Source organism: Bradyrhizobium sp. KBS0727, assembly GCF_005937885.2.
In the GTDB taxonomy this organism is placed as follows: Bacteria; Pseudomonadota; Alphaproteobacteria; order Rhizobiales; family Xanthobacteraceae; genus Bradyrhizobium.
The window spans coordinates 7,281,532-7,308,448 of sequence record NZ_CP042176.1; the positions used below are offsets into that span (position 1 = coordinate 7,281,532).

Sequence of the window (26,917 nt, forward strand, 5' to 3'; positions counted from 1 at the left end):
GATTGTCGTCGGACACGGCTTTTTGTGCGATTTTGAGATGCGTGCTGCGAGGTTGAAGGCCACGAACCAGCCAGACGTTAATGAATTTCTAATTCAGGCATGCAAATGCAGCCTGTCAGAGCTGAATATTTCATAGCTCATGAGGGCGCTGGATCGAATTCATGGGTGGTGACCGCATCGGCGACATGGATGTTGAATATGCGGCGACGGTCGCCGGCGGCGCTATCCAGTCGATGGCAAAACAATCGGTGCCTGCCACGCCGAACAATTTCTCCGTCTGGTTCAACTATGCAATGGGCGCCACGCCAGCGTTGAGAAAGACCATCGACATCCTGGTCGGCGGCAAGCGGAAGTTCGACGCTTCGGTAAATCACGACCTCTACGTCACCTACATCAATCCGCAATCCGATTCTGCGGCTCCAGCCGACTTTCCCGAACAACTAGCCGGCGTGATCGCCAACGCCAAACAATTCCTCGCCACGGCGATAGCCGACAATCGCGTACAGATTGCTTCGCTCGGTGAAGTCTCTTCGCAGGTTCAAGCAAGCAGCGATCCGCGGCCGATCATTGAAAGACTGGTTAGCGAGCTCTCCAAGGCAACGGCGCGGGCCTCTGCCCTGGAGACAACTTTTGAAGCATCGTCGCTGGAACTGGATAAAATCCGTAACTCGCTGAAGGAAGCCGAAGAGCGGTCCAACACCGATGCGCTTACGGGGTTGGCCAACCGCCGCTCATTGGATCAGTTTCTGCGTTCGGCTCAAATTGCCGCGATGGAAACCGGCGACCCGCTGAGCGTCCTCTTGATCGATATCGATCATTTCAAGAAATTCAACGACAGTTACGGGCATCAGGTAGGCGACCAGGTGCTTCGGCTGGTGGCCAAGGTTCTGCAGGAAAGCGTTCGCGAGCAGGACCTTGCGGCTCGCTATGGCGGCGAAGAATTGTTTGCCGTGCTCCCCGGTGCCACCCTGGATGTTTGCGCAGGAGTTGCCGAACGCATTCGTTGCCGCATCTCCGACGCGCGACTGACCCGGCGCACCACCGGCCAGGAGATATCGAGCGTCACCGCTTCAATCGGCGTTGCGCAATTCAGGATGGCCGAATCCGCCGAGGCCATGATTGAGCGCTGCGATCTCGCGCTATATCAAGCGAAACGATCCGGTCGCAATCGAACGGTTACGGAAAAAGACATCAAAGGCGAAGAGGTCGCCGTATCAGCCTGACGATCCTGTTTGCGACAGCAGGATCGCGCCGCCTCACACCGCGCCGGATCCGCCTGCCACGATCTTCTCGTTCAGCTTCTGATCGACGATCTCGACCGTGCGGTCGATCTCCGCACTGGACGCGCCGAGCTGGTGCGAGATCAGCTTCACCAGCAAGTCGACCCGCTCGATGAAGGGCGCGCCGCTGGCCACGGCCCGGGCCGCCGACGACGGCTTGAGCAGGCTTTCCGCCGCCTTGGCGTATTTTGCGAACGGCACCTGGTCCTGCGGGTCGGCGCCCAGTTGGCGGGCAATCGTATCGACGTGGTCATAGATCGACTGCGAGAGTTTTAGATCGCCATGCACGGCATCGCGGATCGACTGCGGCTCGTGCGGCGTGATGCAGCGGTAGTTGCCGGTCAAGAGCATCGACCATTTCGCCAGCGGGACGAACAGCGAATCGAACACCTTGAGCTTGACCGGGACGTCGTGGCCATCCAGCCGCACCGCGTCGATGTCGGCTTCCAGTTCGCGCAGCACCCGGTTATGTGCCTCGTCCTCGAATATCGAAGCCTTGAAGTTGGTCGGCAGACCGACGTGAAGGACGTTCGCCGCCTCTTCCGGCGGGCGGAAGGCCTGCGGATCCGGTGAGCACAGCGATACCAGCCCCGGCTTGAAACGCTCCCAGACCTGGGCGTTGGTATAGGCCTCTTCCAGATCCATTTCCGCCAGTGCCGGGATTCGCTTGAGATAGGGCAGCGGCGGCATGTTCATGATCGACAGACAGGGCAGCTTCGCCTCGGCGATCTTGACCATCAGCACGCGCACGGTGTGATTGGCGTATTGCGGCTCCTGCATCGCCAGGCAAACCAGATCGTAGCGGGAGACGTTGACGTCCTGAGGCGTAACCGCGTCGAGCTTGCCAGGCAGGTCGCGCGAGAAGATCGCGCGGTGCACGGCCTCGTCACGCAGCTTGATGCGAACTTCGGTGCCGTCGCGGTTGATGAGTTCTGCGGTCTTGTTGCGGCAAACCAGCGAGACGTTGTGACCCGCCATCAACAGCTTGGTCGCCAGCAACGAGCCGTACGAGGCCCCAAGGATCAGAATGTTACGCGCCATGATCTCTCTTCCACAGACAGTGCCAGAATTTCTTTACGCCCCGATCCAGGCCAGGCCGGAAATGTCCGCCGGAGATCCGCAATGGGCGGCGGAACGAAGCAGGCATCACGAGGGTGCGGCCCCTTCGGGCAAGCCGCCGCGTTTATCGCAAATTGAAAGGCAGTACAATCGCGCAGCCGTTCTTGTTTTATCCCGCCGCGGGCTTCTGCCGCGCAGCGCGCGACGACGAAACGATGCGGCAATATTGCCCATTTCCGTCGAACGTGGCAGGGCAATGATCCATGCACCGTTGGCATATCCTTGGCATGGTGCGGCATGGAGTGAGTAGCAATGGCTGAAGCCGATCTCGACGTCGTCATCCGGCAAATCGCAAAGGCGCAGAACAAGAGCCTGATGGCGGCCGCCAAGAAGCGTCGCGACCAGATCATGGCCCGCGCGGCCAAGGCCAAGACCAAGGAGGCCCGGGATCAGTTCCGGCTGGTCGCCAAGAGCACGATGCTGCTCGGCGCCGCCGCGGCCAAGCGGCTGCAAATCTCGGCGGAAAACACCGCCGACAGCTACGCCCGGGCGATCAAGAACGCCGAGGAAGAAGCAGCGGCGGCCGCGAAAAAGGCTGCCGCCGCGAAGAAGCCGGCGAAGAAAGCCACCAAGAAGGCTACGAAGAAAGAGGGCTGAGAGCCCGGCCGAAAGAGCAGCCAGACTCTTTCCGTCATGGCCGGGCATAGCCGTCTGAAGGACGGCGTCGCTTCCGCTCGCCTATGCCCGGCCATCCACGTCTTTTCGCGGGCCGATACAGCTAAGACGTGGATGCCCGGGACAAGCCCGGGCATGACGGCTAGTGAGAAGCGCGGCGCTCAAGCTCGCTTGGTGCTGCGATAAATGCCGCGCTCGAACTGACGATAGACCTCGAGCGCACGCCGGTCGGCGAAGGGGAGGATCTGCATCATGATCACGCCCGCGATGCGCGACGCCGGATCGATCCAGTAGTAGGTATTGTACAGACCGGCCCAGGTCTGGCTGCCTGCCGCACGCCCCTCAGCCACCGGATCGATGTTGATCATGCCGCCAAGTCCCCAGCGCAGGCGGACGCCCGGGAAAAAATCGACATCGTTCGACAGCGCCGGATTGGTCGTCTTGAGGATTCCCGCGTCGATGCTGCCGATCTGATTGACCGACATCTGCGCCACCGTCTGCGGTCGAAGAATGCCTTTTCCCCCGTTCAAGACGGCCTGTAGCAGAGCCAGATAATCCGGCGCGGTCGAATGGATGCCCCCGCCGCCGGAAAACACTTTCGGCTCGGCTCGCTTCACCAGAGGCTGCGCCGACAGCGCTCCATCCGCCTTGCGCAGGTGCAGGCTTGCCTGCCGTGCGCGCTGCATCTCCGTGGTCGTGTACGCGGTGTCATGCATGCCGAGCGGACCCGTGATGTTATCGCGGAAATAGCGATCCAGCGTTTGTCCGCTGATGATTTCCACCAGGCGGCCGACCTGGTCGAGACTGCCGCCATAGGCCCATCTGGAGTCCGGATCGAACATCAGCGGCGAGCGGGGCAGCGCCGGGTTGTGGCGGGCGGCCTTGCCGTAGCGAACGACATTCGCGTCCCACAACTGATAGCTGAACCCGGACGTGTGCGTCAGCAGATGACGCAGCGTGACGGGCTTTCGCGAGGGCCGCAGTTGCGGAGCACCTTTTTCGTCGAAGCCGTCGAGCACCTGCGGCGATTCCAGCGCCGGATCGATCCGTGCCGCCGGTTCATCCAGCGTGAGCTGGCCGCGTTCGACCAGCTGCATGGCAGCGACGGAGGTCAACAGTTTGGTCATCGACGCGATACTGAAGACCGTATCGACCGACATCGCAGCGGGCGCGCCCTTGGCGTGTAGGCCGAAGGCGCCCTGGTAGATCACGGAATCTTTCGTCGCGGCCATGGCCACGACACCAGGCACGTCAGCGGCGGCGACCCGCGCCTTCATGATGGCGTCGATTTCACCGTTATGGAGGGTTGGCGCGACAGCCGGAGACGACACGGCCGGAATCACGCTTGCAGCGGCAACGGCCCCCGTGAACAACAGCGTGTCGCGTCGGCTGAGCCGCACCGTCATTCGCTTTTCCCTCTAACGGACCGAGAGCATTTCCTTCAGCTTCAACACTGCGCTGTCAGGCGTGGTCAGCACCGGACGTCCGGTTGCGGCGGCGACCAGTTCCGCCGCGGGCGCCATGCTGTATTGGGCGAGCGCGATCAGGTCGCAGTCGCGCAAATCCTTTGAGGCTTCCACGACCAGCCGGTCATGCGTCGCGCGGTCGCCGCGGTCGAGTGCCGCCATGGCGCCTTCCACCAGCTTCGGCACGATTTCGATGGAGGACGGAAATTCCCGCGGCATCGAGGCCAGCGTCGGCGGGAACGACGACAACAGGCCGATCCTGCGCCCTTTGGCGGCGGCCTGCTCGATCATGGCTTCGTTGGGCTTGAGCACCGGCATCGGCGCGTGCGCGCGGGCGACGGCTTCGATGCAGGGGCCGAAGGCGGAACAGGTGAACAAAATAGCGTCCGAACCGGTACCAGCCGCGTAACGCCCAAGCCCGAGGAAGCGCTCGGTCATGGCGTCGGAAAGCCCGCCATCGCGTGCCAGATCGGCCGACAGGCTGTCGTCCATCAGATTCATCAAGCGCGCCTCCGGCCAAAGCCGCGCGAACGAGGCCTCGATCGGCACGATCGAATGTTTCAGGGCGTGGACGAGAGTGATGCGCATGTCGAGCATGTAACGGCGGCGGCGCAACGAGTGTCAACCCGTTGCGCCGCGCCGCTAGCTCACTTGAACGGGAGGGCGTACATCAAGCCGCCCTTGGTCCAGGTCGCGTTCAGGCCGCGTTCGAGCTTCAGCGGGCTCGCCTTGCCGACGTTGCGTTCGAACATCTCGCCGTAATTGCCGCCGGCCTTGATCGCCTGCAGCATCCACTTGTTGTCGAGGCCAAGGCGCGATCCGAGATCGCCGGCGGAACCGAGCAGGCGCTGGATCGCGGGGGTCGTGGACTTTGTCATTTCGTCGGCATTGGCGGCGGTGACGCCAAGTTCCTCGGCCTCGATCAGGCCGTAATGCAGCCAGGCGATGATGTCGGTCCAGACGTCGTCGCCGTTGCGGGTGAACGGCCCGAGCGGCTCCTTGCTGATGGTCTGCGGCAGAACGGTGTAGTCGGCCGGATTCTGCGCTTGGGTGGTGACCGAGCCCGCGAGCGCCGAAGCATCCTGGGTCATGGCATCGCAGCGCCCGCCAAAGAAGGTCTGCAGCATCGTGTCGGTGCGATCGAACACCAGCGGTTTCCATTCGATCCCGTTGGCGCGGCCGTAATCGCCAAGCGTCACCTCGTGGGTGGTGCCCTGCGCGACGCACACCGTGGCGCCGTTCAGCCCCTTGAGATCCTTGACGCCGCTGTCGGCCCTCACGACGAAGCCCTGGCCGTCATAGAAATTGACCGGCCCCTGCCGCAGGCCGAGCGTGACGCCGCGCAGATAGGTCTGCGTGGAATTGCGGTAGAGCACGTCGATTTCGCCGGACTGCAACGCCGTGAAGCGGTTCTGCGCCGTCAGCGCGACATAACGCACCTTGCTGGCATCGCCGAGCACACCGGCGGCCAGAGCGCGGCAGTAATCCACGTCGAGGCCTTTGTAGTTGCCCTGGGAATCCGGTGTGGAGAATCCGGCGAAACCGGCGCTAACGCCACACACCAGCGTGCCGCGCTGCTTGATCGTATCGACCGTTGCCGCCGATGCCGCAAGGCTCGACGTGACGAGCAAGCCTGTAGCGATGACAATTCTCTTCATTCTGCTCCTCCTAATGACCAACACTTTTCAACGCAGCGTCGACGGCCTGGCCGAGCCGGTCGACGATCATGTCGATGTCGTCGGATGTCGAGATATAGGGCGGCGCCAGCAACACGTGGTCGCCGCGGCGGCCGTCCGCCGTTCCGCCCGCGGGGTAACAGGCAAGGCCACGCTCGAAGGCGGCCGCCTTGATCCGCGTGTTGAGCTTGAGCGCGGGATCGAACGGTTCACGGCTGGCGCGATCGGACACCAGTTCGATGGCCTGGAACAGGCCGCGTCCCCGGATATCGCCGACGTGGCGGTGATTGCCGAAGCGTTCGGTGAGCCGCCGCTCGAGCAGGCCGCCGAGATCCTTGACCCGATCGAGCAGGTTTTCGTCATCGATCACGCGCTGCACTTCCAGCGCCGCGGCGCAGGCCAGCGGATGCGCCAGATAGGTATGGCCGTGCTGGAACGAACCCGACCCCTGCCGGATGGTGTCGATGATGCGATCGCTGGCGAGCATCGCGCCGATCGGCTGATAACCGCCGCCGAGGCCCTTGGCGATGGCCTGGATATCGGGCGTGATGCTCTCCTGCTCCCACGCATGGCGCGTGCCGGTGCGGCCCATGCCGCACATCACCTCGTCGAGGATGACAAGTGCGCCGTGCTTCCGGCAAATCGCGCTGACGGCGCGGAAATAGCCTTCCGGCGCCGGCACACATCCGGCAGTGGCTCCCACCACGGGCTCGGCGATAAACGCCGCCACGGTATCGGGGCCGAGCCGCTGGAATTCCGCCTCCAGTTCGGCGGCCAGCCGGGCCACGAAATCCGCCTCGGACTCGTCATCGTGCTTTTCGCGATAGGCGAAAGCCGGCGTCACATGGCTGAACGCCTGCGACAACAGCGGCGCATAGGGCTCGCGCCGCCAGGCGTTGCCGCCGGCGGCCAGCGCGCCCAGCGTATTGCCATGATAGCTCTGGCGTCGCGCGATGAAGCGCTGGCGCTGCGGCTGACCGCTCTCGATGAAATATTGCCGCGCCAGCTTGATGCTGGCTTCGATCGCTTCGGAGCCGCCGCTGACGAAATAGGCGTAGGCCAGACCGCCCGGCTCATCGCCGACGATTTTCTCCGCCAACGCCTCGGCCGGCTCCGACGAGAAAAAGCCGGTATGGGCATAGGCCAGCTTCGAGGCCTGCCGGGACATCGCCTCGAGCACGCGCGGATGCTGATGGCCGAGACAGGACACGGCAGCGCCGCCGGAGGCATCGAGAACACGCCTGCCATCCTCGGCAATCAGCCAGACGCCCTCGCCGCCGACGGCCTTCGGCGGGGTTTCTCGCAGACTTCGGTGCAGCACCCGGCTCTTGGCAGCGCCCATGATGATCAACCTTTCTCGGCAACATATTGCGACATTGCAGCCAGCCGGGCTTCGGTCTCTGCGAGACGCCGTTTGGCACCCGCGCCGCCCAGCACGAAGGTGACGGCGGCGAGCGACTGCGCAATGGCGACGGCGCCGGTCAGGCTGGGGAAGAACCCCGGCGACGAGGCCGCCTCGTACAGCAGCAGATGATCGGCACCCTCCGCCATCGGCGCCGCGATCGTATCGGCAATCGCAACTAAAGTGGCGCCGGAACCATGCGCGGCGCGCGCCGACAGCACGCTTGCGGTGGAATAGGGCGCGAAACCGATCACCACGACCGCGTCGCCGGCGCGGAACGCGCCGAGGTCGAGATCTTCCGGACCGGAGCCGCCGACCAGTTGCACCTCGTCCGCGCGAAACAGCCGAAGCTGATAGTTGAGCAGTTCAGCAACGCTGCGGCAGCTGCGAAAGCCGGCGATCCAGATGCGGCGCGCGGCGTGCAGCGCCTTGGCGGCATTGGCGACGGAGCCGGCCGAAATGCGCGAAAGACCCGCCGCCTCTGCATCGAGCTTGCCGGTGATCAAGGAGACATCGGAATGGGGGCCGCGCCGCCGATCCCGGGTCCGCGCTGAAAACGGCGATGGTTGCGCGGGCCGGCGCGCCTCGGTGAGCGCGGCGCGCAACTCGTCCCAACCAGAATAACCCAGCGCCTTGGCCAGCCGGGTAAAGGACGCAGGATCGGCGCCGGCCTCGGCGGCCAAATCGCGCATCGAGCGCGTCGTCGCATCGTAGTCGTTGGCGGCGACAAAGCGCCCGACCTGCTGCAGCCGCATTGGCAGCGACGGCAGGGCACTGCATAATTCGGTCAGGGGCGAGGATTTCGGAAGCGGCTGCGCCATGAAACATATGTTGCACAAATCCAAGTTTGGTGCAACATATGATACGCGCCCGCAAGCGCATGGCCGAAGATCGCTGCTTTCAAGAAGGATCCTTGTGCTGTGACGACATCCACGCCCGAACTCCCTCGCCCCCGACGGCTGCGCCCGGCCCTCACCCGCCAGCAGATTACGGGGCTTGTCTGGCAGGTCGTGGTGGTCGGGATCGCCGTTGCGGTCGTTGCCTGGCTCTGGTCGAACGCCCTTCACAATCTGTCGGTACGCCGGATCTCGACCGGATTTGCCTTTCTCGGTCGCGAAGCGGGGATGCCGATTGCGGATTCCTGGCTCGCCTACAGCCCGAAGAATACCTATCTGCGCGCCTTCCTCGTCGGCATCGTCAACACGCTGCGCGTCGCCGTCATCGGCATCGTGCTGGCGACCGTACTCGGCACCTTGATCGGGATCGCGCGGCTGTCGAAGAACTGGCTGTTGTCGCGATTGGCCGCGGTCTATGTCGAGATGCTCCGCGACATTCCGCTGCTGCTGCAACTGTTGTTCTGGTACGTGCTGATGCAGGGCCTGCCGGCGGCGCGCGCCGCCTGGAAGCCGATCGAAGGCGTCTTCCTTTCCAACCGCGGCCTGGTGCTGCCCTCGATTCCGATCGACGAAGCGAATCTCTGGGTGATCGCAGCCGCCGTGGCCGGACTGATTGCGCTGCATCTGGTGCGGCGGCAGTTGATTGCGCGGCAGCTCGTCGACGGCAAGCCGCGCCACCTCTGGCCTTACGCGCTCGCGTTGGTCGTGGGATGGCCGGCGCTGGTATCGTTGGCGCTGGGCGCCTCCTGGACCATCTTGATGCCTGAACTGCGCGGCTTCAACTTCGTCAACGGGCTGACCTTGGCGCCGGAATATTTCGCGCTGCTGATCGCGCTCGTCACCTATACCTCGGCCTTCATCGCCGAGATCGTGCGCAGCGGCATCCAGGCGGTTCCGAGCGGGCAGTGGGATGCCGCCAATGCGCTCGGCTTGAAGAAGAGTTTTGTGCTTCAGCGCATCGTGCTGCCGCAGGCGCTGCGCGTCATCATTCCGCCGATGACCAGCCAATACCTGAACCTGACCAAGAACTCGTCGCTGGCGGTCGCGGTCGGATACCAGGATGTGGTGTCGATCGCGAACACCACGCTCAACCAGACCGGCCAGGCCATCGAGGCGATCGCGCTGATCATGCTGGTGTTCCTGACCATCAGCCTCGGCATCAGCTTCTTCATGAACTGGTACAATGCGCGCATCGCGCTGGTGGAGCGCTGATCCCATGACCTCGATCACGGATTTTCCGCAAAGCCCGCTGCCCGTCGACCGGCCGCGCACCCGCAGACCGTCGGGCGGCCCCATCGTCGGATGGTTGCGCGCCAATCTGTTCGGCTCGATCCCTTCGACCATCGTTTCCCTGCTGTTGATCGCGCTATTGGGCAAGGCGTTCGTAAGCCTCGTGCAATGGGGCTACTGGAATGCGGTCTTCACCGTGCCCGGCGACCAGACCGCCGCCTGCCGGGCGATCCGCGGACTCGGCGCCTGCTGGGCCGTGATCCCTGAAAAATTCCGCTTCATTCTGTTCGGCACCTATCCGTACGACCAGCAATGGCGCCCGGCATTGGCCGTGCTGACATTCATCGCACTGTTCTTTGTGTCGAGCCGGCGCTTCTGGTGGCGCAAGGAGTTGGTGCTGGTGTGGGCGGCCGCACTGGTCGTGATTGGCCTGTTGATGTGGGGCGGCGTCCCCGGGCTGCCCTTTGTTTCCCAGGACCGCTGGGGCGGCCTGCCGGTGACGCTGATCCTCGCGACCTTCGGGCTCGCCTTCGGCTTTCCGCTCGGAATCCTGGTCGCGCTCGGCCGCCGCTCCAAACTTCCGGCGATCCGCTCGCTGTGCGTACTCTATGTCGAGTTGATCCGCGGCGTGCCGCTGGTCAGCCTGCTGTTCATGGCAAGCGTGATGTTTCCGCTGTTCATGCCCGACGGCGTCAACATCGACAAACTGCTGCGGGCGCAGATCGCGTTCGTGCTGTTTGCCGGCGCCTATCTGGCGGAAGTGATCCGCGGTGGATTGCAGGCCGTGCCCAGGGGACAGCACGACGCCGCCGACGCGCTCGGGCTCTCGTACTGGAAGAAGAACGGCCTGATCATCCTGCCGCAGGCCATTCGCCACGTGATCCCGCCGCTGGTGAACACGTTCATCGCCTTCTTCAAGGATACCAGCCTGGTTCTGATCATCGGCATCTTCGATCTGCTGACGACGGCCAAGACCTCGATCATCGATCCGGCCTGGCAACCCTTCAGCGTCGAGGTGTATTTGTTCGTGGCGCTGATCTATTTCGTGTTCTGCTTTGCCATGTCGCGCTACAGCAAGCATCTCGAGACGCAAGCGCGGCCGAATTGACAGCGCAAGGCGGCCGCATCGCCGTCGTTTTTCTGATCGTGACGTCGATCATCAAGGTCTTGTCGAACGCGGCATCGGAGCCGGCTTCTACTTCTGCTTCGAGGCACCTTCCTCGCGCGCGGCGTCATCGCCCGAAAAGGCGGCCCGAGCCGCCAACGCCGCACCGTGCCGCCGCGGCAGCCGGCTCTTGAACCGATGACCGACCACGATGAGTTCACCGGGCGGGCGCCCGGCAGCGTCGGAGCGGTCCAATAGGGGCAGCTCGATTTCAGCGGGCCGATTGTCCTGGGTCACGGCTTCGAGCGCGCGCAGAAAATCCCGCCCGTCGGTCGTGATCTGCCATCCCTCGTCATCGCGAAGCACATGGCCGTTGCCGAAGATATCGATGGCCTGAACCCGCGTCGAAAGACGCTTGAGGCGCACGCTCCAGTCACCACCACTGGCGGTCAGGATGATCATGTCCCGTTTGAGTGAGGCAAGCGTGGCTCGGCCGTTGCCGTGACTAGCCAAGACCTTCAGAATAGCAATCTGTATGCTCACGCCTACGCCTCGGGCCGCAACGCTTTTTGTTATTCTGCGCAGCCGTTGAGGTCAGCTTATTGCGTTTGCGGGGGCGGCCGTCCAGCCGCCGCCACCAGTTATCCGCAGGCTTGATGCCGCCGGTTACTCCACCTTCGCGATGTTGGCGCCTTCGATCACTTTCTTCCACTTCTCGGTCTCGGCGGCGATGTCGGCGCCGAACTTCTCCGGCGTCTGGATCAGCGGCTCGCCGCCGAGTTCGACCAGGCGCTTTTTCATGTCCGGCTCGGCCAGGATCGCGTTGATTTCGGTGTTGAGCTTGGCGATGACTTCCTTCGGCGTATTCTTCGGCGCCCCCATGCCGAACAGCGCGCTCGCCTCGTAGCCGGGAACGGTTTCGGCCACCGTCGGCGTGTCCGGCAGTTGCGAAGACCGCTCCGTCGTCGTCACCGCCAGGGCCCGCAGCGCGCCGGATCTGACGTGCTGGATGATCGACGGCATGTTGTCGAAGATCACCTGCACCTGGCCGCCGAGCATGTCGGTGATGGCCGGCGCCGCGCCGCGGTACGGCACGTGCTGCATCTTGACGCCGGTCATCGCCATGAACAGTTCGCCGGACAGGTGCACCGAGGTGCCGTTGCCGGAGGAAGCCATGTTGACCTTGCCCGGATTGGCCTTCGCATAGGCGATGAACTCGGCGACGTTCTTGGCCGCCACGTCCTTGTTGACCGTCATCACGTTCGGCACGCGGTTGAAGGACGCCACCGGCGCGATGTCGCGGACGAAGTTGAACTTCAGATTGGCGTAGAGCGAGGCGTTGATGTAGTTCGCCGGGTTGATCAGCAGCACCGTGTAACCGTCGGGCTCGGCATTGATGACGCTCTCGGTGCCGATGTTGTTGCCGGCACCGGGCTTGTTCTCGATCACGAATTGCTGGCCGAGCTTCTCCGACAGCCGCTGGCCGATCAGCCGCGCGATGATATCGGTGGCGCCGCCGGGCGGGTAACCGACCACGAAACGCACCGGCCGCGTCGGATAATCCACCGCGGCGGCGCTGCCGATGGAGGCGAATGCCGAGAGGCCGATAGCCGTCAGGCAGATCGCGGTGCGGCGTGAGACCATGAATTTTCTCCCAAAAAAAAGCCGGGTTCAGAGCCCGGTCCGTTCTATTGAATTGATCGCGGGCCGCGTTGTAACAAACAAACCCAAACGCGGCCAGTGCGACACGTGCGCTGACGACCGCGACGAAAGGATGAGGCATGTCCGTCAAGGTGAACGCACTCGACCATCTCGTGATCAACGTGTCCGACGTGGCGCGCTCCACCGAGTGGTATCGCAAGATCCTAGGCATGGAGGTCAGGGTGTTCGACCCCGGCCCGGGCAAGACGCCGCGGACATCGCTGGTGTTCGGGAACCAGAAGATCAACGTGCGGCCGCGTGGCGCCGACAAGGTCGAGTGGTTTACGGCCGACCACGAGACCGCCGGAAGCGACGACCTGTGTTTTCTGACCGCAAGCACGCCGGACCAGGTGGTCGCGCACCTGAAGGCGAATGGCGTCGCGATCGAGGAAGGCCCCGTCGCCAAGCAGGGCGCCCGCGGCACGTTGCGCTCGGTCTATTGCCGCGATCCCGACGGCAGCCTGATCGAGATTTCGTCGTATGAGGGTGGGATGTAATAGAGTCTCCGTCATTCCGGGGCGCGAAGCGAACCCGGAATCTCGAGATTCCGGGTTCGATGCTTTGCATCGCCCCGGAATGACGGATCGGAGAGTCACGATTTGCTCCCCGCGCCATCCAATGGCAGAACTACGCCCAAGCAAGAACCAAGGCAGACGGTCCAAAGCTGCACGGGAGGAACCATGTCGATTTCACAGCCAGCGCCGGGCGTCGTCGGACCATTTGCGGGCCTCGACGTGCCATGGCTGCTGCGGATGCGCAGCCAGACCCGCCGCAACCATCCGTTCCTGATCTGGGCACCGTTCGAGGCGCCGGCGCGGAGCTGGTCCTACGGCGAATTTCACGAGCGTGTCGGCGCGCTGGCTGCCGGCCTGGTCAGGCGCGGCGTCAAGCCCGGCGAATATGTGCTGATCCATCTCGACAACTGCATCGAGGCAATGCTGGCATGGTTTGCCTGCGTCGAGCTCGGCGCCATCGCGGTTACCACCAACACCCGCTCGGCAGCGGCGGAAATGGAATATTTCGCCGGCCATTGCGGCGCGGTCGCCGCCATCACGCAGCCGGCTTATGCCGAACTGATCTCGGCCAATTGCCGCGGCCTGCGCTGGATCGCGGTGATCTCGCATGACGCCGGCAGCGCGCCGGCAGCCGGTGCATCGCGCGGCGACAGCTTCGATTCGCTATTCGCCGACAGTGCCGACCGGCCGCGCCGCGCTACCGATCCGATGGCCCCGTGCAGCGTGCAATATACCTCCGGCACCACGTCGCGTCCCAAGGCGGTGCTGTGGACGCATGCCAACGCGCTGTGGGGTGGCAAGATCAACGCCGCGCATGAGGACCTGCATGCGACCGACGTGCACCAGACCTATCTGCCGCTGTTTCATACCAACGCGCTGGCCTATTCGATGCTGGCAACGCTGTGGGTCGGCGGATCCTGCGTGATCCAGCCGCGGTTTTCCGCCAGCCGGTTCTGGAACGTCGCGCTCGAACACAACTGCACCTGGACCTCGACGATCCCGTTCTGCATGAAGGCGCTGCTCGAGCACGAAATCCCGAGCAACCATAAATTCCGGCTCTGGGGCACGGCGGTGAACGATCCGCCGCCCTTCGCGGCCTTCGGCATCAAGACCATCGGCTGGTGGGGCATGACCGAGACCATCACCCACGGCATCGTCGGCGAAGTCGACCAGCCCAATACGCCGATGTCGATCGGCCGCGCGGCGCAGGAATATTCGATCCGCGTCACCGACGATGACGGCGCGCCGACCGAGGTCGGCGACACCGGCAATCTCCTGATCAAGGGCATTCCCGGCCTGTCGCTGTTCGCGGAATATCTGCACAACGAAACCGCCACGCGCGAAAGTTTCGACGAGCATGGCTACTTCATCACCGGCGATCGCGTCACGCTGCTCGACGACGGCTTCCTCAAATTCGGCGACCGCGCCAAGGACATGCTGAAGGTCGGCGGCGAGAATGTCGCGGCATCCGAAATCGAACAGGTGATCGCGGTGGTGCCCGGCGTGCGCGAGGCCGCCGTGGTGGCGAAGAAGCACCCGATGCTGGACGAGGTGCCGGTGGTCTTTATCATTCCGGCCGCGGGTGTGGCGGATGCGCCGCCCGGCCTTCATGACTCTGTCATGGCCGCCTGCCGCAAGTCGCTGGCCGACTTCAAGGTGCCGCGCGAGATTCGCTTTGTCGATGAAATGCCGCGTTCGACGCTGGAGAAAGTGGCAAAGGCGGAACTGCGGAAGATGCTGGGGTAGCGCATTCACCGTCATTGCGAGCGCAAGCAATCTCGAAATGGAGGCGTCATTCCGGGGCGATACGAAGTATCGAACTACGATGTGCAATTGCACATCTGAGAATCTCGAGATTCCGGGTTCGCTTCGCGCCCCGGAATGACGGAACAAAACTCAATTCACCTCGAACCGGATCGGCAGCTTCTTCGGACCGTTGACGAAGTAGGCCTGCGTCATCTTGACCTCGCCGTCGAGCGCGACCGATTTCAGCCGCGGCAGCAATTCCTCGAACAGGATCTTCATCTCCAGCTTCGCCAGATATTGCCCGAGGCAGAGATGGGCGCCGTAGCCGAACGCGACATGGCGGTTCGGCTTGCGGTCACAGCGGAACCGGTACGGCTCCTCGAACACGTCCTCGTCGCGATTGCCTGACGCGTAGCACAGCATCAGCCAGTCGCCCTTGGCGATCCTGCGGCCGCCGAGCTCGGTATCCGCGGTCGCCGCGCGCATGAAATGCTTGACCGGGGTCATCCAGCGGATCGCCTCGTCGACCAGCCCCGGGATCAGGTCGGGATTGGCCTTGACCCGCTCGAATTGCGCCGGGTCTTCAGCCAGCGCCCAGAGCGCACCGGCCGTCGAGGACGAGGTGGTATCGTGGCCCGCGGTCGCGACGATCATGTAATAGCTGGTGGCGTCATGGTCCGGCATGTAGTCGCCGCCGATTTTGGCATTGGCGATGACGGTGGCAAGATCCTCACGCGGGTTGCGGCGGCGGTCCTCGGTAATCGCGCGGAAATAGGCGCCGAAATCGTTCACGACGGACTGCATCATCATCGAGAACTGTTCCGCCGACAGCGCCTCCCTGATCCGCGCCGTATCGGGATCCTGCGGGCCGAACAGCTCCTGCGTCAGCTTGAGCATTCGCGGCTCGTCCTGTTCGGGCACGCCGAGAATCTCCATGATGACATGCAGGGGATAGCCGAGCGCGACGTCGGCGACGAAATCGCAAGCGTTGCCCTTGTCGAGCATGCGTTGCACCGTGGCGCGCGCGATCTCGCGCACCCGCGCCTCGAACTTTCCGAGATTGGCGGGCATGAACCAGCCCTGGGTCAGCGCCCGGTATTTCGGATGGTCGGGCGCGTCCATCTGCACCAGCGAGCGCACCAGGTTCGGCCCGCCGGCGATCTTGCGGACGCGCTCCTCGACCGCTCGCGTCATCAGCGTGGTCGGACGATCGGCGTTGTGGAACAGCTCGTTCTGGCGGCTGACGGACTGGATATGCGCATGCTTGGTGACGACCCAGAACGGGTCGAATTTCTCGGGCCGCGCGATCCCGAGCGGGTTGTTGGCGCGAAGCCAGCGATAGCTGTCATGGATGCGATGATCGGCATAGGCGGCCGGGTCGACCAGGGTCGCCGCGATGTCAGCGGGAATATCGACATTGCCGCTCAAGGTCGCCGTCGTATCCATGGGACTTCCCCGTCTGCATCATTCGTCACGGCGCCGTGCGCACCGATGATCCCAGATAGCTAGCCGGGTGAAAAGCCCGAATACTTGCGTTGAGCGGCTGACGGGAACTGCGCGAACCGGCAGGAAGACCTATCGGCTCGTCATTGCGAGCCAACGGGTCGCGCGAATGCGCGCCCGATGACAGGCTCCGCGAAGCAATCCATTCCTCGACTCGGGGATAGATAGATCGCTTCGTCGCTAGCGCTCCTCGCAATGACGGGAGAGATAACTCAATAATGCCCGAACGCCACCGGGCGGAACGCGTGCAGCAAATGCTGGTCCAGCTTGTCGCCCATCTCTTCCATCATGGCGAATGCCTTGGCGTGGGTAAACTGCAGCCGGTAGGCACGCTTCTCGACCAGCGCGGCGTAGATGTCCACGATCGTCGTCAGGCGCACGATGTCGCTGATCTCCTTGCCGCTCAGGCCGTCGGGATAGCCGGTGCCGTCGAGGAACTCGTGGTGATGCAGTATCACGTCGAGCATTTCCGGCGGGAAGCCGCCCTGCGCCGTCAGCGCGTCGAAGCCGCGGCGCGGATGCTGGCGCATCACTTCCATTTCTTCCAGGGTCAACGGATCCGGCTTGTCGAGGACTTCAACCGGAATGAATGCCTTGCCGACATCGTGCAGCAGGGCGGCGCGGACGAGACGGCGCTGGTCGTCCTCACGCATGCCGAGATGTTGCGCGAACGCGACCGCAAAACCGGTGACGAACAGGCAGTGTCGGTAGCTGTCGGTGTGGTGGCAGCCGACGGTCGTCAGCCATTCCCGCAGCGAGGAGTGCTTGATCGCCTTGATGATCTTGTTCTCGACCTCGACGATGTCGCTGAATTTCAGGGGGACGCCGGCCGGGAGCCGATTGAAGATCTTGACCAGCACCCCATGCGCGGCCTCGACGCCGCGGTTCAGCGCCTTGCCGCGATCGGTTTCGTCGTAGCTTTCGGTGTCCGGAAACGCGGCGCGGATCCGCTGCAGGATACCCTGCGCATCGAACGGCCGCGCGATCGTATCGGTGGCGCCGAGCGCCCAGGCCTGCATCGATCCGTGGTGAAGCGCGTCCGCCAGCACGAACAGCCGCGGCATCTCGCGATAGGCATCGGCCCGCAGCTTGTTGCGCACGAGCTGCACGCTCTCGGCGGAGCGCAGGTTGATATCGACCACGATCCCGGAGAGATCGCGCGAGGGAGAATCGGGAATGGCAGAAGTCGCGATGGTGTCGACCTGGCCGACCGCCTGCAGGATGCTGGCCAGTTCGCTGCTTTGATCGCTCCGATCCGAAGCCAGCAGAAGCCGGCGCATGGTCGGAGTCTTGTTGGGTAGAGCTGACATGGGACCCCAGAGCCTCACGGTGATGACCGAGGCAGAGGCTACCGGACAAGGCGTTCCCTGCGCCTTAAGAGGTATTGTCAACGGGAAGATACCGTAATCGTTACAATTTTAGGGATTGGGCGCATCCCCGACTGCCATCATCCGCGAAGGCGGATGATCCAGTACGCCGGGGCGCCTGCGAAAGCTGGCGCGGCCGCGGCGTACTGGATGCCCCGCATTCGCGGGGCATGACCGGACAAAAAAATCCGCCGGAGAAAATCTCCGGCGGATCGTGCTTGTTCGATATGGCGGCGCCTTACGCCTTCATGTTCGCCTTCACCGCTTCCGCTGTGATCGGCAACGCGCGGATGCGCGCGCCGCAGGCGTTGAAGATCGCATTGCCGAGCGCGGGCGCGATGACGGTGACGGCCGGCTCGCCGACGCCGGTGGCCTTCTCGCCATTGGCGATGACGTTGACGGCCACTTCCGGCACCTGGCTCATCCGCAGCGGCGTGTAGGTATCGTAGTTGGTCTGCTCGATGCCGCCGTCCTTCAGCGTCGCCTTTTCGTACAAGGCGAGCGAGAGTCCCCACAGCGCCGCGCCCTCGACCTGGGCGCGGATGTTGTCGGGATGCACCTGCGTGCCGACGTCGGTGGCGATCGTCAGCTTCTTGACCTTGACCTCGCCGGAAGGCGCCACCGCAACATGGGCCACGCACGCGGTCCAGCTTGCGGTCGCCCGCTCCTGCGACGAGACGCAGGCCACGCCCATGCCTTCACCTTTCGGCAATTGCTTGGTGCCGTAACCCGCCAGGCCCATCGCGGCCAGCAAGGTATTGCGCAGGCGTTGCGCGCCGCCGTCGTTCTTGCCTTTGCCGTCCAGCAGCGCGATCCGGTATTGCGCCGGATCCTGGCCGGCAGCATGGGCGAGTTCGTCGATCATGCTTTCGACCGCCCAGAAGGTCCAGCCCGGCGCCACCGACCGCAACTGTCCCGACGGGGTGGCATTTTGCGCCATCTCGTTCTTGATCGCGCGGACGTTATGATTGGGCACGGAGTAGAAGAAGTCCGCGCCGTTGACGGTGAAGCCGTCGAGACCACCCTTCTTGTCGACCGAGGGCGTCAGGAAGTCAGGAATGCCCCAGCGCTGGGTCGGCCACGCGCTGACCACGTCGTGGTTGAGCGCGATCAGCTTACCGTCGGCGTCGAGACCCGCCTTGATCTTCTGGAACGTCAGCGGCCGCGAATAGTCCATGGTCATGTCGTTTTCGCGGCTGTAGATCACCTTGACCGGCTTGCCGACAGCCTTCGCCGCCTGCACCGCCGGCACCATCATGTCGGCGTCGAGACGCCGGCCGAAGCCGCCGCCCAGCCACATCTGGTGCATCACGACGAATTTGGGATCGACGCCGGCCGCTCCTGCGGCGATCGCGCCGGAGCGCGTCGCGAACTGGTTGCCGGAATAGATATGCCAGATATCGCCTTTCAGTTCGGCGGTCGCGTTCATCGGCTCCAGCGGCGCATGGATGTTGATGCTGGTGGTGTACTCTGCCTCCATCACCTTGGCCGCCGTCCCGAACGCCGCCGCCGTGTCGCCGTCCTTGACGAAGAACAGGCCGGAATCATCGAGGGCCTGGAGTCGTTTGGCCTCGTCGAGCAGCGACTGGCTTGTCAGCTTGGCGTTGGGACCACCGTCATAGCTGATCTTCAGCGCGTCCGCCGCCTTGGCCGCGTTGGTATAGGTGTTGGCTACCGCCACCACCCAGCCGGTGGTGCTGCCGGTCTTGTCGTCGAGCGTGACGGCCTTGACGAAGCCCGGCACCTTCTTCGCCGCGCTGTCGTCGACCGCCTTCACCGTGGCGCCGTAGCGCACCGGCGGCGTGACCACGCGGCCGTACAACATGCCCGGCAGCATGACGTCGATGCCGTATTTGGCTGACCCGTTGGTCTTGGAAGGAATGTCGAGCTGCGGCACCGAGACGCCGATCATGGTGTACTGATCGGATGTCTTCAGCTTGATCGCCTTGAGCTCGTCCGGCGTGAAGGTCTTGGTGATCTTGCCGCTCTTGACGATGTCGGCAAAGCTCATCGACTTCTTCGACTTCGGATGCGTGATCGTGGAATTGCGCACCACGAGTTCGCCCGCCGGCACGCCCATCGACGCGGCGGCGGCTTCCGTCATCGCGATACGTCCCGCGGCGCCGGCGCGGCTCATCGCCTCGAAGTTCATCATCGTCGACCAGCTTCCGCCGGTGATCTGCGCGCCCAATACCGGGTCATTGAACTTCGGATCGTTGGAAGCGAGTTGAACCCGCATGTCCTTCCAGTTCGAACCGAGTTCCTCGGCGACGAGCTGGGCCATGGTGGACGCAATGTGCTGGCCCATGTCGGCCTTGCCGCAGGTCACGGTGACGATGCCGTCGGGCGCGATCGAGTACCAGACGCTGGGATCGAAATTGGCAGGCGCGGCGAACGCCTGGTCGGCGCCCAACAGGCCGGGGACGGCCGAATAGCCGAGCGCAAGGCCGGCAGCGGCAGAGCCGACCAGGAACGAGCGGCGGCTGAGCTCGGCTGAAACGCTTGAGGTGATTTTCACGTGCGTATTCATGTTGCCCTCCGCTCGGTGCCGGCATTGGAGGCGGTACGCATTTCGGATGCGGCGCGCATAATCGCCTTCTGGATGCGCGAATAGGTCATGCAGCGGCACAGATTGCCGTCCATATGCGCAACCACTTCATCCTTGGTCGGATTGGAATTCTTGGAGAGCAGCGAAGCCGCCTGCATGATCTGGCCGGACTGGCAGTAGCCGCATTGCGGAACCTGCTCGACGATCCAGGCTTTCTGCAAGGGATGATCGCCCTTGGCGCTGAGGCCTTCGATGGTGGTGATCTTCTTGCCGACGGCGTCGCTGACCGAGGTCTGGCAGGAACGAACGGCTTCGCCGTTGACGTGAACCGTGCAGGCGCCACACAGGCCGGCGCCGCAACCGAATTTCGTGCCGGTCATCTGCAATTGCTCGCGGATGACCCAGAGCAGCGGCGTATCGTTGGCCGCTTCGACGGACATATTCCGCCCGTTGATATTCAGATTAGGCATTTGCGCATCCCCTTCCGGTGTCGGAAGCCGCTTACGGCGGCAACTCACTTTTGGGTATTGGCTGGTATCCACCGGGTCGATGCCAGTTGGCGGGCAGAATGATACCGAACCAATCGGGTGGCAATGCAATTTGGAATCGTTCGAAGAGAATATAATTCTGAGTCCTTGTGTTGTGCGTTGCGGCAAGACTTTGTCACGAACTTGTCAATAAACCCGCCGACGCAAGCATCGTCGTCCGTTTCTGCATTTCCCAACAGCGAATGGATCGCGCTAGGATGCGGCAAGGTCAGATTTATCCGGAAAAAATTCGTGGGAACGCGCAATGCCGAAGCTCAATCGTGACGGGGTCAACATCTATTACGAGGTGCACGGCTCCGGTCCGCCGTTGTTGCTGACGCACGGCTATTCCTCGACCTCGGGCATGTGGCAGGGCCAGATCGAGGCCTTGTCGAAACATCACAAACTCGTGTTGTGGGACATGCGCGGTCACGGCCAGTCCGATTATCCCGACGATCCCGCGGCCTATAGCGAAGCGCTGACGGTCGGTGACATCGCCGCCCTGCTCGACGAAATCGGTGCCGCCAAGGCGATCGTCGGCGGGCTTTCGCTTGGCGGCTACATGTCGCTGGCGTTCTACCGCGCTCATCCCGAGCGCGTGCGCGCGCTGCTGATCATCGACACCGGCCCCGGTTTCAAAAAAGACGACGCCCGCGACGTCTGGAACAAGCGCGCGCATGACACCGGCGACCGTTTCGACCGCGAAGGCCTGGAGGTTCTGAAATCCGCCAGCCGCGAACGCTCCGGCGTCACCCATCGCGACGCATCTGGTCTGGCGCGCGCCGCGCGCGGCATGCTGACCCAGCGCGACGCCCGCGTGATCGAATCGCTGCCCGATATCAAGGTGCCGTCACTGGTCGTGGTCGGCGCCGACGACACGCCGTTTCTTGCCGCCTCCGACTACATGGCGGCGAAGATTCCCGGCGCGCAGAAAGTGGTGGTCCCGGCGGCCGGCCACGCCGTCAACATCGACCAGCCGCAGGCCTTCATCGACGCGGTGCTGCCGTTCCTTAACGGGCTCGACGCCAAAGCCGCCGCGAAGGTCGCATCATGAGAGCGTTTGCCGCCGCGGCCGTGGTGCTGATGTCAGGCTTCTCCGCACCCGCCTTCGCGCAACAATTGCCGCCGGGCGGCGGTCCCGCCCCGCCGCCCTTCATTGCGACGCTGTCGAACACCACGCCGCTGGCGTTCGGCATGAACGAGGAAACCGCGGCCCGCGCGCTCGGCACCCCGCTGCATTACGTCAGCGGCCGCAGGGGCGAGGAAATCTACCTGACGTTCCGCAATATCGGCGGCAGCGGATTGTTCTACAAAAAGGACCGGCTCTATCTGCAATTCCGCAAAGGCAGACTGACCGGCTGGAAGGGCGACTGGGGCCATAACTGGATGTGGCAGTAACTCCCGTCAGCAAAAATTACACGTAACCTGCTTCGTGCAACTCAAACGCAAATGGATGACCCGTGGGACAAGATATCAGGCTGAAGGCTTCGGACGGATTTGAACTGGGCGGCTATCGCGCCGATCCCGCAGGCGCGCCGAACGCGGCCATCGTGGTGATCCAGGAGATTTTCGGCGTCAATCACCACATCCGCGCGGTGTGCGATCGTCTGGCTGCCGCCGGCTATGTCGCCATCGCGCCGTCGATCTTCGACCGCATCGAGCCGAATTTCACCAGCGGCTATACGCCGGACGAAGTCGCGAACGCGCGCAAGTTCGTCGCCAATCCGGACTGGGCCGCCATGCTGCTCGACACCCAGGCGGCGATTGACGCGGTCAAGGGCAAAGGGCCGGTCGGCATCATCGGCTTCTGCCTCGGCGGCAGCATCGCCTATGTGGCGGCCACCAAGCTGTCGGGCCTGTCGGCCGCCGTCGGCTACTACGGCGGTGCCGTCGTTCGCTTCGCCGACGACAAGCCGAAGGTCCCGACGCAACTGCATTTCGGCGAGAAGGATGCCGGCATTCCCTTGACCGATGTCGAGACCATCAAGGCCAAGCGGCCCGATGTCGAGGTCTTCATCTATCCGGGCGCGCAGCACGGTTTTCACTGCGACGAACGGGCGAGCTACGACAAGACCAGCGCCGACATCGCCTGGCCGCGCAGCCTGGAGTTCTTTGCGAAGCATTTGAAGTGACGACGAACGTTCGCGCGTAGTCTAACCGCCGTCATTCCGGGATGGTCCGAAGGACCAGACCTCAGGTGCGCAATTGCGCACCGGGGAAGCTCGAGATTCTCGGATGTGCAATTGCACATCCCAGTTCGATGCTGCGCATCGCTCCGGAATGACAGCGTGAGAAAAATCTAGAACCAGCGCTCGCCGACCAGCACGGTGTCGCCGGGGCTGATCGAGGTGCCGGGCAGGACCACGAAGCGGCCGGTTCCCGACACATCGGTGTGGGTCACCGTGACGCTGTCGCGGCGGGCGCGCGGCGAGAAGCCGCCGGCGATCGCCACCGCGCTCTCGACCGTCATGTTCGGCACGTAGGGATATTGCCCGGGGGCAGCCACCTCGCCCAGGATGAAGAACGGCCGGTAGGATTCGATCTCGACGGCGACCGAGGGGTCGCGGATGAATCCGCCGCGCAGCTTGACCGATATCTCCGACGCCAGTCCCGCCGTGGTGCGGCCGCGCGCCGGCACCGAGCCGATCAGCGGCATGGTGATCGAGCCGCCGGCGTCGATCGCATAGGTGTTGGTGAGGCCTTCCTGTCCGTAGACCACGACGCGTAGCTTGTCGCCGGCATCGAGATGATAGACCGCGTCGTATCGTGCCGGCGCCGCCGCCCGCATCGGCTCGACATAGGCTGCTTGGGTTACTTGGGCGACCTGTGCGGGCGGAGGCGCCGAAGCATCACGCGGGGCGGCCGCGAAGGCGGAGCGAAGCGCGCCGATGGCGCCGCCACCCGAATCCGCCGCGACCGCGAGCGGCGGCGGGCTGTACGGCTGGCCATAGGCCATCGAATCGAGATCGCTTTGCGGCGCGACCGCAACGGGTCCGGCCGTCCGCATGCATCCTGACAGAGCCAGCGCGGTCATGGTCGCAGTGATCGATAATCGAAACGCGCGCGCAACCCGCACCGGAGCCATCCCTCAAAGCGAGACCGCCCTAGTCTTGCACCGGTTATGGTTAACAAAGGGTTTTTTGCGGGCGGTTCGGGCACCGGACGTAACCTCTCCCCGCGCAGCGAGGAGAGGTTGAGAACCAATCAGGCGGTGACGCCGACACCGATCGGGCACGACACGCCGGTGCCGCCCAGTCCGCAATAGCCCGCCGGATTCTTGGCGAGATATTGCTGATGATAATCCTCGGCAAAATAGAATTCGCCGGATGGCGCGATCTCGGTGGTGATGGGGCCGAGCCCCTTGGCCGCCAGCGCCTTCTGATACACAGCCTTCGACGCGTCAGCCGCTTTGCGCTGCGCGTCGCCGAACGTGTAGATCGCGGAACGATACTGGGTGCCGACATCGTTGCCCTGGCGCATGCCCTGCGTCGGGTTGTGATTTTCCCAGAACGTCTTCAGCAACTGCTCGTAGGAGATCTTCTTCGGATCGAACACGACCAGCACCGCTTCGGTGTGACCGGTGCGGCCCGAGCAGGTCTCTTCATAGGTCGGATTGGGGGTGTGACCTCCGGCATAACCGACGGCCGTCGTATAGATGCCGTCCCCGAGCTCCCAGAACTTGCGCTCCGCGCCCCAGAAACAGCCGAGCCCGAACACCGCCTGTTCGAGACCTTCGGGATAGGGCGGCTGCAACTTGCGGCCGTTGACGAAGTGGGTGGTGGCGGTCGGGATCGGCGCGGCACGGCCGGGCAGCGCTTCGGCGGCGCTCGGCAACGCGGTGGTCTTGCGCATGAACAACATGGAGTACCTCCAGGCGGGACATCGGCGGACGCGGCAACCGCGCCGGCCGGTTGACTTCTATATAGGTGTTTACGCCGGTCGCGGCAGCCCTGTTACCCGCGACACGTGACGTCCGCTCAGTCCCGCGAATAGCCGATCAGCGGCTTGCGGGGCCGGAACAGGATCATCAGCAGGATGCCGACCACGCCCAGCACGGCGAAAACCGGCTGGTCCAGCAGGACCTTGACGATGCTGTTCCAGAGCCAGGGCGCGTGGCCCTCCACCCAGGTCCGGAACGCTTGCTGGCTGGATTGGTGAATGTCGTTCCAGAACTGGCCAAACCGGGTGAAACGCAGGGTCTGGTCGGCCACGAACCGGGCCCCGTCATAGACCATGAAGATGAATCCGCCGGCCAGAAGCAGCAGGCCGATAAGCCGGAAGAAACCGCGGATCATGCGTCACCTTATATCTGTCGCGCCCGGAAGGCTTGCAGCCCAATACCGGGGCAGCCTGAGAAATTCAACCTCATCAGCATCTTATGCCCCATTTCCGGCCGGATTCCCGGGAGCTGGGGAAACCCGGAAACCGTTGACGGTGCAGGACACGCCCTCTATAAGACCCCCAATGGCGGCGGGCGCAATCCCGCCGCCGCTGTTCTTTGAGCAGCGCCGGTCGGGAAGCATTTTGGCTCCCGCGCATGGCATCCTCAAGAACACCTTGGAAAATACAACCAGAGACGATCACCCTTTGAACGGCCGGCGCGCTCCAGCCCGACCACCCGAGCGATGACAGCCGAAGGATAGTTGAGAACATGGCCAATACCACCTCCGCCAAAAAGGCGACCCGCAAGATTGCCCGCCGCACCATCATCAACAAGTCGCGCCGTACCCAGATGCGCGGCGCGGTGCGCACCGTCGAGGAAGCGATCAAGAGCGGCGACCGCGATGCAGCACTGAAAGCGATGAAGCATGCGGAACCCGAACTGATGCAGGCAGCGCAGCGCAACATCATTCACAAGAACAATGCGAGCCGGAAGGTGTCGCGCCTGACGCACCAGATCGCCAAGCTGGCGACCAAGCTCGCGAAGTGATCGTCACGCTGGCGAGGTGATCGCCAGGCTCGCGAAGTGAACTGACAGAAATAGACATTCGTCAAAGCCCGGCTTCGCCGGGCTTTTCTTTTTTCAAGAGACTGGTTCTTTCAAGAGACTGGTTCGTTGCTGCGCCGTCGACGGCGTGTCATATTTCTCGCGCTCCCGTATTTTTACGAGGTGCATTTTTCTGCACCGGCCGTGCTGTGCGCACATGCAAAAAAATTGCGCGCCCCGCTGCCACGATTGATCAGCGCTCGCGCCGACGCCCCAACAACGCGAGGTGGGGGTTACCCTCAAAAACAATCGCGAAAAACTTCGTCTCGCTAGTCACTTATCCACATAGCAGCTTCAAGCGTTTTGAAAACCGCTCCGGGTAACCATGATTGTAACGGTTTCTTAAAATTTTTTGCGGGTGCAGCGAAAATTGTCACGATGGCTGACGGCGCGCGATTCTGTGCGCTGATTCAAAAACTTGGTGTGGAAGCTCGCAATTGCAGCGTTGCAACACCGGCGAAGAGTCGAGCGACAACGTCGAATCACGGATTGTCAGAAATCGTGCTTGGTGTATTCCTTACTCGTTCGCGACGCTCAAGGCTCTCCAGACCAGCGCGGTTTGAGACCCAAGAGCGGACGTGCAAATCGGCGGCGGTGTGCGCGTTAGCGACGCTTTCCAAGCGATGCTAAGTTGGTAACTCATAGCAATATGAGGACGGCAGTTCTGTGTCTAAATTTCTCCGGCGTGGCGTGCGCGGTTCGCGCACTCCGGACAAGAGAAATAAGTCACGCAAAAGATGGCACTCAATGGTGCCGCTGCCGGCAACCGGATCGACTGGGAACGCGTAGCCCGCGAACGTGTTGAAGACGACAGACTGAGGTTACGCGGCGGCGGCAGTGCCGGGCATGAATGTCCGGTAGCGGCAGACTGACTTTGAAAACACTTGCGATCTGATAACTCGTCGCGTTCTCGCGGCGAGAGGGGGAGGTAGTATGCTTTACGGAATCATCTCAGCATTCGACATGCTCATTTCGGGCGACACCGTTTCAGAAACCTCAAGCATTGTATTCAATCAGCCCCCGGCGCGAACTCCGGAAAGACCGTCGAGTACGCGCTGACCCAGCGGACGCTTCTTCTCCAAGCTGAAATCCAAGTGACGGCGATTTCGCCGAGCGCTCGATCTATGTCCGGAGACAGCCCCGCTCGTGGTCGCGTCTGGCAGGAGCCCGCAAGGAAACCTGCAAGGCGATTTGGCAAACACTGTTTTACTCTTTCAGAAAAGTTCTCAGGCAA

Annotated in this window: 25 protein-coding genes; 10 read left to right on the forward strand and 15 right to left on the reverse strand. The window is 63.3% G+C overall.

What is annotated here, in order from left to right:
* Positions 1 to 233: 233 nt before the first annotated feature.
* Complete coding sequence (locus tag FFI89_RS34040; RefSeq protein ID WP_138835960.1) at positions 234 to 1,223, forward strand: GGDEF domain-containing protein; 990 nt, start codon at positions 234 to 236, stop codon at positions 1,221 to 1,223.
* A gap of 33 nt (positions 1,224 to 1,256) precedes the next feature.
* Here FFI89_RS34040 and FFI89_RS34045 read toward each other — a convergent pair whose 3' ends face one another.
* Positions 1,257 to 2,321, reverse strand: a complete 1,065-nt coding sequence (locus FFI89_RS34045) for a ketopantoate reductase family protein (protein ID WP_138831808.1) — start codon at positions 2,319 to 2,321, stop codon at positions 1,257 to 1,259.
* Positions 2,322 to 2,651: 330 nt separating this feature from the next.
* Here FFI89_RS34045 and FFI89_RS34050 point away from each other — a divergent pair, with 330 nt between their 5' ends.
* A complete protein-coding gene (locus FFI89_RS34050; RefSeq protein ID WP_138831809.1) occupies positions 2,652 to 2,996 on the forward strand; it encodes a hypothetical protein in 345 nt (114 codons plus the stop codon).
* A 179-nt stretch (positions 2,997 to 3,175) separates the two neighbouring features.
* Here FFI89_RS34050 and FFI89_RS34055 read toward each other — a convergent pair whose 3' ends face one another.
* From FFI89_RS34055 to FFI89_RS34075, 5 genes are read right to left on the reverse strand one after another with little or no spacing between them, the layout of a single operon-like run.
* Positions 3,176 to 4,420, reverse strand: a complete 1,245-nt coding sequence (locus FFI89_RS34055; protein ID WP_168213134.1) for a serine hydrolase — start codon at positions 4,418 to 4,420, stop codon at positions 3,176 to 3,178.
* A gap of 12 nt (positions 4,421 to 4,432) precedes the next feature.
* Positions 4,433 to 5,068: an aspartate/glutamate racemase family protein gene (locus FFI89_RS34060; protein WP_138835964.1), complete on the reverse strand. Its 636-nt coding sequence runs from the start codon at positions 5,066 to 5,068 to the stop codon at positions 4,433 to 4,435.
* Between the two features lie 59 nt (positions 5,069 to 5,127).
* The gene (locus FFI89_RS34065) at positions 5,128 to 6,138 is read right to left on the reverse strand and encodes an amino acid ABC transporter substrate-binding protein (protein ID WP_138831810.1); all 1,011 of its coding nucleotides are present in this window, start codon (positions 6,136 to 6,138) and stop codon (positions 5,128 to 5,130) included.
* Between the two features lie 10 nt (positions 6,139 to 6,148).
* Positions 6,149 to 7,498, reverse strand: a complete 1,350-nt coding sequence (locus tag FFI89_RS34070) for an aspartate aminotransferase family protein (RefSeq protein ID WP_138831811.1) — start codon at positions 7,496 to 7,498, stop codon at positions 6,149 to 6,151.
* Between the two features lie 5 nt (positions 7,499 to 7,503).
* Positions 7,504 to 8,379, reverse strand: a complete 876-nt coding sequence (locus FFI89_RS34075) for a MurR/RpiR family transcriptional regulator (RefSeq protein ID WP_138831812.1) — start codon at positions 8,377 to 8,379, stop codon at positions 7,504 to 7,506.
* A gap of 99 nt (positions 8,380 to 8,478) precedes the next feature.
* Here FFI89_RS34075 and FFI89_RS34080 point away from each other — a divergent pair, with 99 nt between their 5' ends.
* Entirely contained in the window at positions 8,479 to 9,666 is a 1,188-nt protein-coding gene (locus tag FFI89_RS34080; protein ID WP_138831813.1) for an amino acid ABC transporter permease, read from the forward strand.
* Between the two features lie 4 nt (positions 9,667 to 9,670).
* Positions 9,671 to 10,792 (forward strand): amino acid ABC transporter permease, encoded by a 1,122-nt coding sequence (locus tag FFI89_RS34085; RefSeq protein ID WP_138831814.1) that lies wholly within the window; start codon positions 9,671 to 9,673, stop codon positions 10,790 to 10,792.
* A gap of 87 nt (positions 10,793 to 10,879) precedes the next feature.
* Here FFI89_RS34085 and FFI89_RS34090 read toward each other — a convergent pair whose 3' ends face one another.
* Both FFI89_RS34090 and FFI89_RS34095 read right to left on the reverse strand, forming a co-directional pair.
* A complete protein-coding gene (locus FFI89_RS34090; RefSeq protein WP_210249056.1) occupies positions 10,880 to 11,332 on the reverse strand; it encodes an aminoacyl-tRNA deacylase in 453 nt (150 codons plus the stop codon).
* A 123-nt stretch (positions 11,333 to 11,455) separates the two neighbouring features.
* Positions 11,456 to 12,433, reverse strand: a complete 978-nt coding sequence (locus tag FFI89_RS34095) for a tripartite tricarboxylate transporter substrate binding protein (RefSeq protein WP_138831815.1) — start codon at positions 12,431 to 12,433, stop codon at positions 11,456 to 11,458.
* A gap of 137 nt (positions 12,434 to 12,570) precedes the next feature.
* Between FFI89_RS34095 and FFI89_RS34100 the strand changes: the two genes are divergently transcribed.
* Both FFI89_RS34100 and FFI89_RS34110 read left to right on the forward strand, forming a co-directional pair.
* Positions 12,571 to 12,987 carry a VOC family protein gene (locus FFI89_RS34100; RefSeq protein WP_138831816.1) on the forward strand — a complete coding sequence of 139 codons (417 nt, stop codon included), beginning with the start codon at positions 12,571 to 12,573 and terminating at the stop codon, positions 12,985 to 12,987.
* A 183-nt stretch (positions 12,988 to 13,170) separates the two neighbouring features.
* Positions 13,171 to 14,751 (forward strand): AMP-binding protein, encoded by a 1,581-nt coding sequence (locus tag FFI89_RS34110; protein WP_138831818.1) that lies wholly within the window; start codon positions 13,171 to 13,173, stop codon positions 14,749 to 14,751.
* Positions 14,752 to 14,901: 150 nt separating this feature from the next.
* Here the strand turns inward: FFI89_RS34110 and FFI89_RS34120 are convergent, their stop codons facing one another.
* The 4 genes from FFI89_RS34120 to FFI89_RS34135 all read right to left on the reverse strand — a co-directional run bounded on the left by FFI89_RS34120 (position 14,902) and on the right by FFI89_RS34135 (position 20,639).
* Complete coding sequence (locus FFI89_RS34120) at positions 14,902 to 16,197, reverse strand: cytochrome P450 (RefSeq protein ID WP_138831819.1); 1,296 nt, start codon at positions 16,195 to 16,197, stop codon at positions 14,902 to 14,904.
* 269 nt (positions 16,198 to 16,466) lie between these two features.
* On the reverse strand, positions 16,467 to 17,564 hold the full coding sequence (locus FFI89_RS34125; protein ID WP_138831820.1) for an HD-GYP domain-containing protein: 1,098 nt from the start codon (positions 17,562 to 17,564) through the stop codon (positions 16,467 to 16,469).
* 295 nt (positions 17,565 to 17,859) lie between these two features.
* Positions 17,860 to 20,151 carry a molybdopterin cofactor-binding domain-containing protein gene (locus FFI89_RS34130; protein WP_138831821.1) on the reverse strand — a complete coding sequence of 764 codons (2,292 nt, stop codon included), beginning with the start codon at positions 20,149 to 20,151 and terminating at the stop codon, positions 17,860 to 17,862.
* On the reverse strand, positions 20,148 to 20,639 hold the full coding sequence (locus tag FFI89_RS34135) for a (2Fe-2S)-binding protein (RefSeq protein WP_138831822.1): 492 nt from the start codon (positions 20,637 to 20,639) through the stop codon (positions 20,148 to 20,150). Before FFI89_RS34135 ends, FFI89_RS34130 begins: the two co-directional genes overlap by 4 nt.
* 322 nt (positions 20,640 to 20,961) lie before the next feature.
* Here FFI89_RS34135 and FFI89_RS34140 point away from each other — a divergent pair, with 322 nt between their 5' ends.
* The 3 genes from FFI89_RS34140 (at position 20,962) to FFI89_RS34150 (ending at position 22,828) form a co-directional block, all read left to right on the forward strand.
* Positions 20,962 to 21,750 (forward strand): alpha/beta fold hydrolase, encoded by a 789-nt coding sequence (locus FFI89_RS34140; protein WP_138831823.1) that lies wholly within the window; start codon positions 20,962 to 20,964, stop codon positions 21,748 to 21,750.
* Positions 21,747 to 22,094 carry a hypothetical protein gene (locus FFI89_RS34145; RefSeq protein ID WP_138831824.1) on the forward strand — a complete coding sequence of 116 codons (348 nt, stop codon included), beginning with the start codon at positions 21,747 to 21,749 and terminating at the stop codon, positions 22,092 to 22,094. Before FFI89_RS34140 ends, FFI89_RS34145 begins: the two co-directional genes overlap by 4 nt.
* A 62-nt stretch (positions 22,095 to 22,156) precedes the next feature.
* Entirely contained in the window at positions 22,157 to 22,828 is a 672-nt protein-coding gene (locus FFI89_RS34150) for a dienelactone hydrolase family protein (RefSeq protein ID WP_138831825.1), read from the forward strand.
* Positions 22,829 to 22,995: 167 nt separating this feature from the next.
* Here the strand turns inward: FFI89_RS34150 and FFI89_RS34160 are convergent, their stop codons facing one another.
* The 3 genes from FFI89_RS34160 to FFI89_RS34170 form a co-directional block, all read right to left on the reverse strand.
* Positions 22,996 to 23,772 carry a polysaccharide biosynthesis/export family protein gene (locus FFI89_RS34160; RefSeq protein WP_371722296.1) on the reverse strand — a complete coding sequence of 259 codons (777 nt, stop codon included), beginning with the start codon at positions 23,770 to 23,772 and terminating at the stop codon, positions 22,996 to 22,998.
* 128 nt (positions 23,773 to 23,900) lie between these two features.
* A complete protein-coding gene (msrA, locus tag FFI89_RS34165) occupies positions 23,901 to 24,557 on the reverse strand; it encodes a peptide-methionine (S)-S-oxide reductase MsrA (RefSeq protein ID WP_138831827.1) in 657 nt (218 codons plus the stop codon).
* A 116-nt stretch (positions 24,558 to 24,673) separates the two neighbouring features.
* Entirely contained in the window at positions 24,674 to 24,991 is a 318-nt protein-coding gene (locus FFI89_RS34170; protein WP_138831828.1) for a hypothetical protein, read from the reverse strand.
* Between the two features lie 356 nt (positions 24,992 to 25,347).
* Here FFI89_RS34170 and rpsT point away from each other — a divergent pair, with 356 nt between their 5' ends.
* On the forward strand, positions 25,348 to 25,626 hold the full coding sequence (rpsT, locus tag FFI89_RS34175; protein ID WP_138831829.1) for a 30S ribosomal protein S20: 279 nt from the start codon (positions 25,348 to 25,350) through the stop codon (positions 25,624 to 25,626).
* Positions 25,627 to 26,917: the final 1,291 nt, after the last annotated feature.